Source organism: Candidatus Hodarchaeum mangrovi (genome assembly GCF_975850365.1).
In genome coordinates this window covers 16,244-31,082 of record NZ_CDLCQJ010000126.1, presented here as the reverse complement: position 1 = coordinate 31,082, position 14,839 = coordinate 16,244, and the positions used below count along the sequence as shown (strand labels likewise).

General features: G+C 32.7%; 15 protein-coding genes. 6 read left to right on the top strand and 9 right to left on the bottom strand.

Going from position 1 to position 14,839, the window contains the following annotated elements; all coding sequences use genetic code 11:
- The 5 genes from ACWVCY_RS12180 to ACWVCY_RS12160 form a co-directional block, all read right to left on the bottom strand.
- Positions 1–672, bottom strand: a complete 672-nt coding sequence (locus ACWVCY_RS12180) for an adenylyltransferase/cytidyltransferase family protein (RefSeq protein WP_455143105.1) — start codon at positions 670–672, stop codon at positions 1–3.
- Positions 673–743: 71 nt separating this feature from the next.
- Positions 744–1,535, bottom strand: a complete 792-nt coding sequence (gene dph5 / locus ACWVCY_RS12175) for a diphthine synthase (RefSeq protein WP_455143104.1) — start codon at positions 1,533–1,535, stop codon at positions 744–746.
- A gap of 37 nt (positions 1,536–1,572) precedes the next feature.
- Positions 1,573–1,959, bottom strand: coding sequence for a glycine cleavage system protein GcvH (gcvH, locus tag ACWVCY_RS12170; RefSeq protein WP_455143103.1), 387 nt, complete (start codon positions 1,957–1,959; stop codon positions 1,573–1,575).
- Between the two features lie 116 nt (positions 1,960–2,075).
- Positions 2,076–2,564: a PUA domain-containing protein gene (locus ACWVCY_RS12165; protein WP_455143102.1), complete on the bottom strand. Its 489-nt coding sequence runs from the start codon at positions 2,562–2,564 to the stop codon at positions 2,076–2,078.
- Positions 2,565–2,586: 22 nt separating this feature from the next.
- Entirely contained in the window at positions 2,587–4,527 is a 1,941-nt protein-coding gene (locus ACWVCY_RS12160) for a beta-CASP ribonuclease aCPSF1 (RefSeq protein ID WP_455143101.1), read from the bottom strand.
- A 415-nt stretch (positions 4,528–4,942) separates the two neighbouring features.
- Between ACWVCY_RS12160 and ACWVCY_RS12155 the strand changes: the two genes are divergently transcribed.
- From ACWVCY_RS12155 to ACWVCY_RS12140, 4 genes are all read left to right on the top strand, one after another.
- A complete protein-coding gene (locus ACWVCY_RS12155) occupies positions 4,943–6,025 on the top strand; it encodes an iron-containing alcohol dehydrogenase (protein WP_455143100.1) in 1,083 nt (360 codons plus the stop codon).
- A 157-nt stretch (positions 6,026–6,182) separates the two neighbouring features.
- Positions 6,183–6,389: a hypothetical protein gene (locus ACWVCY_RS12150; protein ID WP_455143099.1), complete on the top strand. Its 207-nt coding sequence runs from the start codon at positions 6,183–6,185 to the stop codon at positions 6,387–6,389.
- 288 nt (positions 6,390–6,677) lie between these two features.
- A complete protein-coding gene (locus ACWVCY_RS12145; protein ID WP_455143098.1) occupies positions 6,678–7,466 on the top strand; it encodes a tRNA (adenine-N1)-methyltransferase in 789 nt (262 codons plus the stop codon).
- 4 nt (positions 7,467–7,470) lie between these two features.
- On the top strand, positions 7,471–8,373 hold the full coding sequence (locus ACWVCY_RS12140) for a Mov34/MPN/PAD-1 family protein (protein ID WP_455143097.1): 903 nt from the start codon (positions 7,471–7,473) through the stop codon (positions 8,371–8,373).
- Positions 8,374–8,380: 7 nt separating this feature from the next.
- Here ACWVCY_RS12140 and ACWVCY_RS12135 read toward each other — a convergent pair whose 3' ends face one another.
- From ACWVCY_RS12135 to ACWVCY_RS12125, 3 genes are all read right to left on the bottom strand, one after another.
- Positions 8,381–9,091: a hypothetical protein gene (locus tag ACWVCY_RS12135; protein ID WP_455143096.1), complete on the bottom strand. Its 711-nt coding sequence runs from the start codon at positions 9,089–9,091 to the stop codon at positions 8,381–8,383.
- Positions 9,092–9,468: 377 nt separating this feature from the next.
- Complete coding sequence (locus ACWVCY_RS12130) at positions 9,469–10,503, bottom strand: hypothetical protein (protein ID WP_455143095.1); 1,035 nt, start codon at positions 10,501–10,503, stop codon at positions 9,469–9,471.
- A 165-nt stretch (positions 10,504–10,668) separates the two neighbouring features.
- Complete coding sequence (locus tag ACWVCY_RS12125) at positions 10,669–11,691, bottom strand: hypothetical protein (RefSeq protein ID WP_455143094.1); 1,023 nt, start codon at positions 11,689–11,691, stop codon at positions 10,669–10,671.
- A 158-nt stretch (positions 11,692–11,849) separates the two neighbouring features.
- Between ACWVCY_RS12125 and ACWVCY_RS12120 the strand changes: the two genes are divergently transcribed.
- Positions 11,850–12,164, top strand: coding sequence for a hypothetical protein (locus ACWVCY_RS12120; protein WP_455143093.1), 315 nt, complete (start codon positions 11,850–11,852; stop codon positions 12,162–12,164).
- 22 nt (positions 12,165–12,186) lie between these two features.
- On the opposite strand, the gene ACWVCY_RS12115 is transcribed toward ACWVCY_RS12120, so the two are convergent.
- Positions 12,187–13,518 (bottom strand): serine hydroxymethyltransferase, encoded by a 1,332-nt coding sequence (locus tag ACWVCY_RS12115; protein WP_455143092.1) that lies wholly within the window; start codon positions 13,516–13,518, stop codon positions 12,187–12,189.
- Positions 13,519–13,685: 167 nt separating this feature from the next.
- Between ACWVCY_RS12115 and gcvT the strand changes: the two genes are divergently transcribed.
- Positions 13,686–14,831: a glycine cleavage system aminomethyltransferase GcvT gene (gcvT, locus tag ACWVCY_RS12110; RefSeq protein WP_455143091.1), complete on the top strand. Its 1,146-nt coding sequence runs from the start codon at positions 13,686–13,688 to the stop codon at positions 14,829–14,831.
- The last annotated feature ends 8 nt before the right edge of the window (positions 14,832–14,839 follow it).

Sequence of the window (14,839 nt, the reverse complement as noted above, 5' to 3'; positions counted from 1 at the left end):
TTATTCAAATGAATGCTCATCAAGATTTTTTATCTTAATTGAACTCTTTTCATTAGGAATAAATGATCCCAACCGAATTATTTCGATCCCTTCGAGGCCTTTATCAGCTAAAAACTCCTGCAATTTATCTTCGGTTAAAGATTGATCATAACCTAAAGCAATCACATCAGGTTTATATTTTATAACTATATCCATGAATTTAGTGGGATCAGAGGTCCCCTTTTCAACTAAATCTACAATTTTGAGTTGTTTCAAAAGTTCCATACGATTCTCTTGGTTATTTAACGGTAACCTACCTTTACTTCTTTCAACAGTTTCATCGGAAGCCACAACTACCAATAAAAGATCTCCTTCTTTTGCTGCTTCTTCTAACGTTTTAATATGACCTAGGTGCAAAATATCAAACACACCTCCGGTCAATATTAGATTCAAATTTTTCCTTCCTCCTTCAGTGATTAAATAGTGTTGTGGATCATTTTTGACAGTATTTACCATGTAAATGCTCTTTAAAACTTTTAGAAGACTTATTGACTCTTCATTTGTTCGCATAAGGGCTTTTGAATAATCCTCAACGCTAAAACCTCCCTTTCCTACAGTCAATAAAAAAGCTATTTTTAAAAATTCTTTTAATAATGCTTGAAAACTATCTGTAGAATTTTCAGTAGATTTCATTGGTTTTCAGCTCGATAAAAACAATTTATTAATAATTTTGTCAAATATTCATCCCTTTCTTGTTTATTATCCTAATTTTCTATACCCCATAATTCTTTCAAAGATTCTTCTTCGGTAAAATGGAGGTTTTCAGCACAAACAATAAGGGCTTGAGGTGGACCAATTTCTCTCCAATGAATCTTTTTTATTTTAAGTACCGTTCCAGCGTGTATAAATTCATATTTATGACCTAATTGAGCTATTCCAATAACTTTACTCTCATTGATGAAGACATTTTCACTTTTCTTACGTTCAATTTCTAATAATTGATCTATTGCTTCATTAATTGCTAAAAAACGATTAGAAAAAGGATCAATATCTAAAAGAACAAGGGTATGAGCATTTATAAGCTTATTTGCCTTGATAATTTCGTAAGGGATGTCACTATAATTTTCAGAAAAAGGAAAGGTTACTGTCTTTCCAAACTTATATCCTGATAACCCAGATGCCGATGCAGCGGCAGATACAATTGATGTATTATGTACAACCTGACATTTAAAACCCTTCTTCTTAGCTGTAATTCTTAATGAAATATGGGTAGTAGCAATAAAAGGGTCACCAGGTATCAATAAAGCAATGGTTTTATTTCTATTTTTTTCTAAAAATAAAGAATCTTTTTCTTCAAGTTCTTCTCTAGTGACAAATTTAAATTTAAAACTCATTTTTTGCATTAAAGGAGGGAGTTCCTCTAAAATAAAGTTGGTATATTTCTCAATGTAGATTATATCGGCTTTTTGGAGGATATCAAGACATTCCAACGAACAGGTGTAAAATCCTCTTAAACCCATTCCAATAAAATATAGTGTAGATTCTTGTTTTTCCACAGTTTTTCATCTATATAAAAATAGAGATTAAAATTGATTAATCTAATAAGTTAGAATACGCTTCTGGAGTAAGCAATCGATCCCAATCCATTTCAAGATTAGATGGATTTATTTTTATTAACCAAGTTCCATAAGGGTCATTATTAACTCTCTCTGGTTCAGATGCTAGAATTTCATTTATAGCAACAACCTCACCAGCTACGGGACAAAAAAGATCGGAAACGGCTTTTACACTCTCAATTGAACCAAAAATTCCTTTGAAATCAAAATTATCTCCAATATTAGGTAATTCTACATAAACTACATCTTTTAAAGTTTTTTGGGCATAATCTGTGACCCCAACCAGAACCAAGTCGCCTTCAACCTTGGCCCAATCATGTTCTGCCAAATACTTCATATTTGGATCAACTTTATATTCTGTCATACTAAATCATCCAATAATCTATGATAAATTGAAAAATCTACTGAATTATCGATCTAATTTTTTTGATTTATTTTTTTTTCCACTAAGTTTCATACGATGATTACATTTATTTCGTTTTAACTATCATTTTTCACATTCCAGATACGATCGCCTAAATAGTGGATATTTAAAATCCCCTTAATCCTTGAAGTGAGTAACTCAGTAGAATTCAAAATTGCTTTTCCCAAAGCGAGTATAGAATCTTGAGGGTTAACAATTATAACGATTTCATTTTCATTAAACTCTTCAAGAATAGAAACAATACCTTGGGTATAAATATCTGCACCATTTAAGATATAAGGAACTGCACCTTGATCCACTTTAACTTTAGGAATTTTAATTGACGGATTACTTCTAATAAATTGTATACTGGGAAGGTATTTACCTTCATAAAGGAAAAATTGTAAACGTTGTTCAGGATCATAAAGAAAACTATTAATTCCATCTTCAGAATTTGAAATAAATTGAATTTTTTTCTTTAAAAGATTGTTAGGTATCCCAGGGGCGAAAACTTTAGAAAAAATATTTTTTTTTTCTTTTGAGCGGATTTCTTTTAGTAAAACCAATTGAAAATCTCCAGAAGAGGGTCTAGGCAAAACGAATTGTTTCTAAATTCATAGGTATGTCTATTTTCGCATGATAACGTTTTGATATTGCTTGAGCAAGAGATTGAGATTTACTTCGTTGTCCATGAACAAGAACAACTCTTTCTGGTTTGGGTGATAACTCCCGGAAAAAATTCATAATTTCACCACGATCAGAATGACCTGTAAAGCCATCAATCTGATGAATATCCATATTAACTCTTAGAAGTTTTGCTTTACCATCTTCATAACTTCTGATTTCCTTCACCCCTGATGAGATCCTATTTCCTAGAGTACCTTCAGCTTGATAGGAAACAAAAACAAGAGAATTCCTTGAATCTTGGGCTAATTTCCTGAAATATTCAACAGAGGTACCACCAGTTAGCATACCAGAGGTTGCCATAATCACAGCTGATTTTCCTTTACTTAACGGTTCTCGTTCATTTTGCTTATCTAACCGTATGAAAATTTCACTAAGGAAAGGATTTTTTCCTTCATTGAAAATTTGATCTTGAAGAAATTGTGATAAGTACTCAGGGTGACAGGAATGAATAGCTGCCGCTTCTGCAATTAATGAATCCAGATATACTGGAACTTCTACCATTTGGTTCTTTTGATACGCATTTGTAAGAACAATCATTAATTCTTGAGCTCTACCTACAGCTAAAGTTGGAATAAGGACTTTTCCACCTCGTTTAGCAGTCTGATTGATAATTTTAACAAGTTGGATTTCAGCATCATCTCTTCTTGGCATTGCATCTCTTGGTCCACCATATGTTGATTCCATAATAATCGCTTCAAGACGGGGAAAACGACTATTTGCTTTGTCAAGTAAACTATTACGACTTCTTCTAGCTTTAAAATCATTCATAACAGCTAGATTGTATTTTCCATCCCCAATATGCATATGCATAATAGATGAACCTAATATATGACCAGCTGGGGTCATTGTTAAACGGATGTCATTACTTAAGTCTGTAACTTCTCCAAAACGACGAGTTATTGTATGAAGGATCATATTTTTGATGTCCCCTGTGCTATAGGGGGTTATTTTGCCTTCACGAGCAGCTACCTCTATAAAATCCTTTTGAAGTAATGTCATTAATGATAAGGTGGCGTCATTCGAATAAACTGGCCCACGATATCCCCATTTATACAGAAAAGGAATTGAACCACTATGATCCAAATGTGCATGGGTCACAATAACAGCATCTAAGTCAGCGATATCAAATTCTGGACTATTGAAATGAGGAAACATTTGATTTGGCTCCCTAGAACCGACATTCATTCCAGCATCAATGAGAATTTTCGATTCAGCAGTTTCCAATAGGAAACAAGATCTTCCAACCTCTGAAAACCCTCCAAGACCCGTTAGACGGATAAAATCGTCTTCTTTTACTCGAGGACGATGAATTCGTAGTCCAATGTTTAATAAAGCCCGTTTTCTAAGTTCAGATTCAGCAGTTAAGGTATATCTAATCGAATTAATTAATTGAGACTGAATTGGAGGAGATCGGACTACACGAGGACGCCATGAAATTTCACGGGCAATTTCACGAAGTGTAGCTCCATTTCTACCGATTACTGCACCAGGTTTCTTAGCTTCGATAATTACTTCCCCAAGTTCATCATCGAAAATGGTATTAGTGATTTCAGCAGTATCAGGAACAATTTCAAGAATCCTAGCCTGCGCTTCATCTTTAGCACGTCTTACAGAGACATCAGATCTAATAACTATCCTTTTTCTTAAAGATTTAGCTAATCCCTTAACTATATCACCATTTTCCATCAAAACAGTTGGATTTAATGAATATAATACAACAAAAGGTCCTTCGAACACAACTTTAGATACTTGTGCATTAGGTGGTAATTCACTTATAAGATCAGCTTTAAGTTCTTCTATAGCTGTTTCTCGACTATAGCGTTTTCCCTTTTCTTCAGTCATAGTTAAACCTCGATAATAATTAGATTTTATTTTATTTTTAATGAAAATAGGGATTTATATTGAATCAAATTATCAATTGTTTTGTTCCAATTCCCACAGATTAAATTTTGTTGTAAAATCTTGAGTTAGCTTTTTCTAATCGCTCTTAGGAATGATTATAATCTTATATTCATGAATAAAAGTTTAATTTGTGTTGTCTATTTTATAATTTGAATTATATTAATATGCAATTAAAGGCTAATACTCTCATAAGTAATAAAGAAATAATAACAAAATCTTACAAAACATAATTAAAACTATTATGCAAGATGAACTTTTTCTTATAAAAATTCCCGCATGTTGTTATAAACACACAGTATTTATAAATTTTTTTGGATTGTTCTCAAATGGGCGTAAGTAAAAGGACTACAACAAAATGCCTAGATCAGAGATTCTTGAATCAGTTGTACCAAGATCGATTATTATTGGGGAATCAATTTTAGAGAAAATCCCATCGGTCGTGAAAAATTTACGGATACCACCGAAAGTGGTTATTTTCACTGGACCAAAAACTCGAAAAATAGCAGGGGAAGAGGTTTACGATATTTTGACAAGAAATGATATAGATTCAGAACTCATCCTTGTCGAGGACTCCAGTTTAGAATCTGCAATTGCAGTTAAAGAACAAAGTTTTTCTTATAATCCAAATGTGCTTATTGGGGTAGGAGGAGGCAAAGTAATTGATGTTACAAAATATTGTTTATTAGGTGGATCGAAAAAACAAGAGATGATTTCAGTTCCTACATCAACTCCTCATGATGGAATTGCTTCTCCCTATATTTTTTTGAAAAATCCCACTGAAACTTATATCGGTGAATGTCGTCCGCCATTAGCTGTTATTGCTGATATCAATAAAATCCTTCTACACCCCAATTTAACAAGATATTTAATTGCTGGGGTTGGAGATACCGTAGGAAAGATAACAGCAATTTGGGATTGGAGACATGCTTGGAGAATCAAATCAGAAAGATTTTCTCGTTTTGTTGGTGGAGTATTAGAAAATTCAGAAAGCTTATTACGAAATCAAGTCTCTGAGGTATTAAAAGATTTAAACCATGCAGTCAAAGTAGTCTTAAAAGCATTACTCATTGCTGGAGTCTTAATGGGCACATCAAATGATATCCGAGTTGGATACGGATCAGAGCATATGTTTTCTGCAGCACTTGATGCTGAAATTCCTAATTCAAATATTCTTCATGGAGAACGAATCGCTCTTGGAGCCATCATGATTGCAAGACTTCAAGGACAAGATGATTATCGTATAAAAGAATTATTAGAAAATGCTGGATGTCCAACAAGTATCGATGACTTAGAAGAAGAAATCCCTCCAGAGGCAATTGTACAGGCATTAACTAAAGCACATAAAATAAATTCAATGTATACTATCCTAGGTACCTCTGGATTAACAGAAAGTGCAGCATTGAATCTTGCAAAAAATACTGGAGTAATAAGGTCTTAGCTTATTCTTACATGGAAGTTTTTCTGGTTTGATTTTTATTAATAAAAAATAGTTCTTGTTAAATTGGAAATAACTTGTCAATTATTTTGGATAGTACAGTAATGGGAGCCATTTACAGGTTATTCTCAAAGACAGAAATGATCTAAAAGTGGAAAGGATGATAAATATAAACAAAAGAGTTTCAGGGATAACAACAATGACTTCATTTCGTATTTATAGGGCTGTTAATAATAAAAACATTGAGTATTTAGAGGATATCTGTATTCTTTTAGACATTTATGTAATTGCTGATCCTAGAAAAAAGACTTTATTTGTTATATTCGATTTTCATCTTTGTCACCCAGTAAACATCAAGTTGGGATAATTATTGACTCCATGGAGAATAAAAGACGTAGAGGATTCAATAAACGAAGTGTTGATTCCCCTAAAGAATTCGATCATCAAATGCATTTCTTTGGATTAAAAAATGGATCTTAAATAATGATTTTATCAATAGTATTCAATGATTTTATTTACACTTATTAGGGAATTTTTGAGTTGTAAAAGTAAAAAAAGACTTAAGCAATAATCAAAATGGATTAATTATGTTCATACGTAATATTAATTTTAAACACCCTCCAGAGAGATTTTTATGAAAAAGGAAGTCTAAAAAATGCTCAAGGAAGGAGATCCAGTTAAAATTGCCGATTTTTCAACACGATATGTAAAATCGTGGATTCTATTCCTTAAAAAAGACTCAGAATTTTCAACACATAGGGGAAAAATACTTCATAATGATATTATTGGACATAAATATGGAGAAATTATTCCAAATCTTAAAGGCCAATTTGTAATTTTAAAACCAACACCTAGAGATTTCCTTCGCAAATTTAAATTAAAAACACAAATTATGTATGAAGATGATTCAGCAATTGCTTGTAATATAGCTGGTATAACTAATGGAATGGTTGTTGGGGAAGCAGGAACAGGTTCGGGCGCTTTAACACTTATTCTAGCAAGTTTAGTTGCTCCAAGTGGTCATATCTATTCATTTGATATTAATGAAGAACACCAAGAAAATGCAAAAAAGAATCTTGAAATGACTGGATTTAGAAAATATGTTTCTTTTACTATTCAAGATATTCGAACTTCAATAGAATTAAAGGATCTAGACGCTTTTTTCCTTGATTTTTCTACTCCTTACGAAGCAATTAAATCTGTAGAACTTGCTCTAAAAGGAGGAGGTCATCTTATATGCTTCATCCCTAACTGGGGACAGGTTGAAGATACAGTTTATGAGATCCAAGAAAACCCTAATTTAATTCTTCAAGAATGCTTTGAATTAACTCGTAGGAACTTTATAATTGATCCAAGAAAGCATATCATGCGTCCAGTCTTTCGGGATCTTGTCTATTCCGGTATTCTCGTTCATGCAATTAAAATTTTAACGCCTTTGAGATGAATATATGATAATAATCCCAGATACAGTCTATAAAAGATTTTTGCAATTTGCACTGGAAAATGCACCACCTCATGACCGATCTAATTGGAAAGAATGTATCGGACTTGTTTTAGGTAAAATAGATAATGAATTAATGAGAGTCACTGATATTATCCCAATTGGATCTGGCACTTCTGTATTTGTAGATATAACTGACTATGAAAAAGTATTCTCTCTAATACCACCAAGTAAATTTGAACAAGGAGAAGTCATTATTGGATGGGCGCATACACATCCAGGTTTGGGCCTTTTTTTTTCTGGAACAGATAGCAAAACCCAACTCCTCTACCAAAGAATGCATCCAAAAGCATTTGGATTAGTATTGGATCCAACTGCAATATCATCTACAAAATCTGGTTTCAAAATATTTCGTGTTGATGATTTGGGAAGAGATTACTATGCTGTTGACTATCAGATGGATCCTATCTTCGATTTTCAAGAAGTAAAAAGAGAAATTATTTCACAATTAGCCTTATTTCCTGCATTACCCCCTAGTCCACAACGTATATCAAATACAGAAATCTCTTGGAAGAATATCAGAGTGATGGTTAGGGGCCCAACATTAATTCGAAAAAATCAATTATTTAAAGCCGCTTTAGTTTTAAAAACTACTTTAAATCAATTTATTCGGCTTCAATATCGGATAAAAATTACTGGAAAGATACAATCAGTAGTTCCATTAAAGGATTATAATCAAAACCAAATTGTTCACGAAACTATTTCTCAAGGAACTCTTGCTATAATTCAATTTATAGCTAAGGATAGTGGTTTTTCTAGCATTATATTAACCGATGTAAAGATAACTGATTATACTCAAGAACTTCAAAAATCACCTGATTTGGTTTTAAATCTAGAGGTCCAAGAGTAGCTTATAATTAGAGATCTTCTCTATATTTACGGTCACCATAAATCCCTATAACAATGACACCAATAAATAATATACTTACAAAGTAGAAAACGTATAAAATTATATATGGAGGGGAGGCATATCCTTTTACAAGGTCAAAAGTATAATTTTCAGGGTAAAAACTTGATTTAGGTAACTCATCACCATTATAAATGTGGAATTCTACTCTAAAAACAAATTTATATGTACCAATTTCTACTAGGGTTAAAGCTGGTATTTCTACAATATCTGACCTAGTAGAATTTGGAGGAAGTATTATTTCTGCTGGATCTAAGTACCTAAAATTACTAATCCCTGTATAGCTTTTGTTCAGTTGATCTGCTTCTCCAGTGATATCTTTATAAATATCAACTGAAAATTTTCGAATAACTAATGACTCTGATCTTCCGATTGGAAGGGAATAGGTTACCTGGACTCGGACAGAAGATCCATTAGCAATCTTAGGATTAGGATCTTTTTCTTCTACTTTTTGCGATTCTTCAATTAAATCTTCTAATTGAACATAGGTGTTTCCTTTTTTAACCTCTAGATGTAATAAATTGACTTCTAGGAGATTAGAAGACTCCTGAAGGGAGTGAGGAATGGCTTCGGCCCGTAAATCATGGTTTAAACCATTTATTTGTGTTGGAATGGAAATCAGAAACAGAATTATCAACAATAGGGCGAATATTTTTCTCATTTGATGTATCAACCTGTTTACGTTATTAAATATGTTCAATCATCGATTTAAGGTTCAATTGTATTTTTTTTTAACCTAACTATATTTTTTGTGATCTATACAGGTCAAGTGAGCAAAGTCTCTTATTCTTTAAAAATAAATTTCACTCAATTTATCTATTTTATAGTTCTTCATGGAATACTAGGTTGTGTATTCCATTGTAAAAAAACTCCTCATTTCTGTTTAGTCTTTTATCAAAGAAGTTTTCTAGAACTAATGCATCCCATTAAATGAAATTCCTCCAATGAGTGTCTCAGGCCAAGTAATATGTAATATCGAGTTATGTAAATTACTAATTCTATGTCTATCCTTCAAATTTATCAAAATCACCAGGTTTACTATTCTAACTCCATTATAGAAGTCTCCTCAGCAAGTAAAACTTTAACAACACTCTTAATTTTTGACTGTGACTCCTTAATTTCATTTAAATCATAGAACTTACTCATTTCCTTTTCAACGAGAAATTCAGGGTTATTTTTATTTTCTTCCGATAGGATAAGAAATATTTCTCTTTCGACAATACCTCGTGAAAATTTTCCTTTCAAAAGATCAAAAATTATCTCATGAGCAATTAGAATCTCAAGATCCTTTGGAGTAATTCGTTTAATTACTTCTTTATTAATCATTAGGAGAGAAAAAAGTTCACTAGATTGACTAGATGACGTCATAGTGACTATTGGGAGAATAATAGGGTTAAATCGATTTTCTAAAGAGGTTTGGAATAAGAAGGGGACAACATTAATTCGATAACGCTTAGCAATTTTTTGGGAATACTCTTTAAGATTTGATTGAATGCTTACCAGAGCTCGTTTTGCAACTCCTAATTCTTCAAAGAACTCAATCCTTTCTTTCTTGAAATCTTCATAGATTGTAGAAACAGGATGGATAGGAATACCCATTCGGACTTTCATTTTAAGTTGTATCTCAATTTTTTCAGCAAAATCCTTATATGGAATAATTTCTCGTTTCTGAACCTGTATTGGGGATAATCGCTTAATATCATTGAATGCCTCAACTTCAGCCTCAGAGAGAGATAATTTTTTTTCACACATAACATGTCTTAAAATCGCTGCTAGGTATTCCATAGAAGTAGTAAGTGCAATGTTATCTAAAGATTGAAAGATAGGAATTGAGAAGGCAATTATTAGGAACATTTGATCATTTGAATTGAATAAATGAAAACAAAAGGGGCTTATCTTTTTATTTTCTCTTTGAATTAAACCATTAACTCCAAAAAAACGGACTCTATCGACTACATCCATTAGACCTGCATATTGAAGAGTTACTTGTTCAAATTCAGTAGCCATCCATTCTTCTATAGTCAAACGATATTGAAATGATCGCGAAGGTATCTCATCAGTTCTGGGAATCATTTGAATAGCTTCTGTTTTATTATAATAAAAAAAATTTGGTAAAAAGAATTTCAAATGGATTAAAAGTAAATTAATATTTTTTTTTGCTACAAATCGCCAATATTTATACAATTAAGTAATTTTTTTTTGTTAAAATGTCCATTGAGATAAAAAAAGCTTGAATCCTCAAAATCGCTTTCCAGCTCTCTGATAAGCTATCCAAAATATTATGAGAAATATTGAAAACGCAAATATTATTGCAGTTGAACGACTAATCGTTTCTAGAGACCCTGAAGCGAAGTTAACAAGTTGGAAAAGGACTAGTGTTAACCACCCAGTAATACTAGTATCCTTAGTGCTAAGTAAACCCTTCCAATACCTAATAACAAGCATTATCACACCTAATATGACTGCACCAACATGAATCCAACTAAGAAAAATTCCAAAGGTGTCAGTGAAAGATAAAAATAATGTTTCTAATACAAGAAAACATGAAATAGAAATAATATTGATTATTAGGATTGGAACTTTCACAGTATAGTCTACCTGTTGAGCACCCTCATATATTAAGTAAAGAATCCCTCCAATTGTAACTGAATCAGCTAGTATTAATGCAGAAGTATATAAAATATCAATATTTTGGATCCAGAGATCTATTATATGGAAGAAAAAGCCTAAAATACCAGATCCAGTACCAAAGAGGTTATATCCAAAAAAAAATCCAATAACGACTAATAAGGGTAAAGGAAGGTATATCAGAGTCAATAAAATTGTTTTTCGTTGGGTGGTTATGACTTTACCCTCATCTCTCCACTTAAAAAGATAGATAGCGATGAAATATCCTCCGAATAGAGAGATAAAAGGTGTAATAATGGGAAATAAATAAATCATGCCAATAACAAAGTTAAATCCATAAAATGCCTTGATAGTGGTAGGAAGACGCCAGACTTCATGCCCAAAAGTCTCATATGCATCTCCTATTTGATATCTTTTACCATATGTCCAGAATAGGAATGGAAAGGCCATTATAAGGGGCCCGATTCCATAGACCAGAATATCGGAAATCAAGCGTAAATCTGAAGTGTCTAAAAACCAAATTACTCCATCTACAAAAATAAATGAAAGAACGTAGAAATAAATAGGAATTAAAATAGCTTGAAGAACAACAACTAATCTTCCATAATGAATGTAGGTGTCATAATCACTCAAGTTTTATATACTCCTAAAAAATGAATACTCTTAATTAGAAATAACTATTATTTCTTTAAAAGGATACCTAATCTGGCTTTATAAATTTTCCAAAGAGCATGCATTTTAAGAGGGGATTCAATTTTCAGCCCCTTTAACCCAAATGGGAGAAATAATATATGCCTAGAAGCAAAAAAGAAGTAGAGAATTTCCCTTATCAGTCAGATTATTACCATTTAATAAAGGGAAAGACAATCTCAAAAAGAGGAAGATGGTGGACAGCAGTCTTATTAGTCCAAAGTATAAATGACGCTAATAAAAGAGTTGTTTCCATAGAAAGATGGCAAAAAAGAAATAGAGCCGACCCTGACGCTGAAGGTAAGATGTCCAGCTATTGGGCCAGAGCAAAAAGCTTTACATTTACATCTAAGAATTCCTGGCAAATTTTGAAAGATAGTATAGAAGAGTGGATTTCAACAAATGACTGGGATTAAACAAGTCATTTTCTTTTAGTTCTTAAATAATCTCGATAAAATCATAAGCTTGATGTAGAGAATCGAAGGCATAATGTAACTTTTGGAAGTCTGAACGAAAATCAGTGACTTCCTGAGCTATTTTGTCAGGATTAATTCTTTTTATTAAGAGCTTATGGAAGAACTCTGCTATTATAACCATATCACTTTCTTTCATTCCTAATCGTGTAATTTCCTGCGATCCAATACGGATTCCTCCTGGATTTCGATAATTACGCTTTTCAAGAATATCCCAGGGAAGAAGATTCCGATTTGCTACAATATGAGCTTTTTCCAATAACTGTTCAACTTCTGCACCTAATCCAATCGAATTCTGAAAGTTAGTTATATCTACCAATATTGTATGAGACTCTGTGAAATCTTTTTCGGGACACACAACATGAATTCCCCGCTCATATAATGCCTGACCTAATGCTTTTGCATTTTTAATCACCTGTTTTGAATACTCTTTACCAAATTTTTTGAATTCTGCAGCTGCTATTGCTAAACCAGCAACATGCATTAGGTGATGATTTGACGTCATTCCTGGGAAAGCGGCTGCTTTAATCTTTTCCGCAAAATTTTCATGAGCAGCAACTACTATACCTTTTTGAGGTCCAGGAAACGTCTTGTGTGTCGATAATGTCATTGTGTCAGTTCCTTCTCTGATTGGATCCTGAAATTGACTACCAGCAATCAATCCAGCAACATGTGCAGCATCATAATTGACATGAGTTCCAACCTCATGTGCGACAGGAGCTAATTCTTTTACCGGATGAGGAAATAGAAATACACTAGCACCAAATTGAAGTATTTTGGGTTTTATCTTACGTATTGCCTTAATTGACTCATCTACATCTATATTCAATCCATATCGATCGAAAGGTAAATAATCTACATCAAGTCTAGAAACAGCTCCAGCAGTTCCACCAATGAAAGCACCAGTTTTAGCTTTATTTGGTCCAAAACTAATATGTCCTCCAACTGGAATAGATATGGCAAGCATCTTATCATGGGCTTGAGCAAAGGCAGTATAAATGGTTAAATTTGCTACTACTCCAGAAATTGGCCGAGTATCAATGAAAGGTGCATCAAAAAGATCTTTCAATAATTTAATGCATAGATCTTCAATATCATCAAAATATTGATTACCTGGATATACACGTTCACCAATCCACCCTTCAGCATACCGATGTGATAGGTCAGTAATTGCTGCTTCCCTTACAGCAGGACTTGTTAAATTTTCACTTGCAATTAAAGGAATGGAGTTTTTCCAATATTCATGATGGGCTTTCAGAATATCTCGGATTTTTTGATGGTCAGGATCAATAGCCATTGCTTTATCACCTTCTTTTCCTACTGACTAATTAGGAACTGCTAAAATTTTAAATAAATTCGCAAGAATCTTTTAAATGTATTATCCTGGGTATTTTTAACTAAAATAGTCTAAATCATTCTAGTTAATGCAATTATAAAAATAATGGTAATATGTTGTGATAGACAATGAGAACTCAATTGTATAATTGGCATTCAAAACATGGAGATTTAATAGAATTCGCTGGATTTGAAATGCCAGTAATGTTCTCCTCTATTAAGGAAGAGCATCTAGCAGTAAGAAATTCAGTAGGATTATTCGATGTTTCTCATATGGGAAGGATGTGGATTAGAGGTAAAGATGCAGAAAAGTTTCTAAATTTTTTAGTTCCTAGGGATCTTACAAAAACAAAAGTTGGAAGAGCATCTTATACCTTTATGCTAAACGAACAGGCTGGTTTCAAAGATGATCTTGTTTTTGAACGAATCGAACAAAATAATTGGCTGATGGTCTGGAATGCAGGAAATTTAATGAAAATTAAGCACTGGATCAAAACTCAATATGAATTTGTAAATACATTTAGTCAGATAGATGTTAATCTAGTAGATATATCGACAACATCAGCTATGTTTGCTTTACAAGGACCAAAAGCCATTGATGTTCTGAAAAGAGTGTTTAATAATTCAATCAATCTTCCTAACTCTTGGGGAGTAATTAGTATTACTTTTAATAACATAGATCTCATTATTTCTGGAACTGGATATACTGGAGAAGCAGGATATGAAATAATTGTATTGAATACAACAAACAAAGATCCTTCAGCAGCTGAAATTATTTGGGAGCTCCTCCTAAAAAATGGAGAGGAATTCAATATAAAACCATGTGGATTAGGAGCACGAGATTCACTCCGCTTAGAAGCTGGATATCATCTATATGGTAACGATTTAAATGAGAGTCTTGATCCTATTACAGCAGGATTATATTTTCCCCCTTTTATACATATTTTGAAAGAAAATTTTGTCGGAAAAGCCGTGCTAGAGATTCTTGAAAAGAATAAACCAAAGAAAAAACGAATTGGGTTAATTGCGATTAAGAAAGGACCAAGTCCTAGAGCAGGACAAAAATTATATTATGAAGGAAATGAAATAGGGCAAGTATCTTCTGGTGGATTTTCACCATTACTGGAATTGGGGATTGGGATGGGGTATATTGATGCTTCTGTTCCATCGGACTCTGGAATTGTTCAGTTTGAAGTTAGAGGAAAAATGTACGACGCACAAATTAGGAATTTTCCCTTGTTTGACCAAAAAAAGTATGGAAAAAATAGAGGATAAATTTTCTT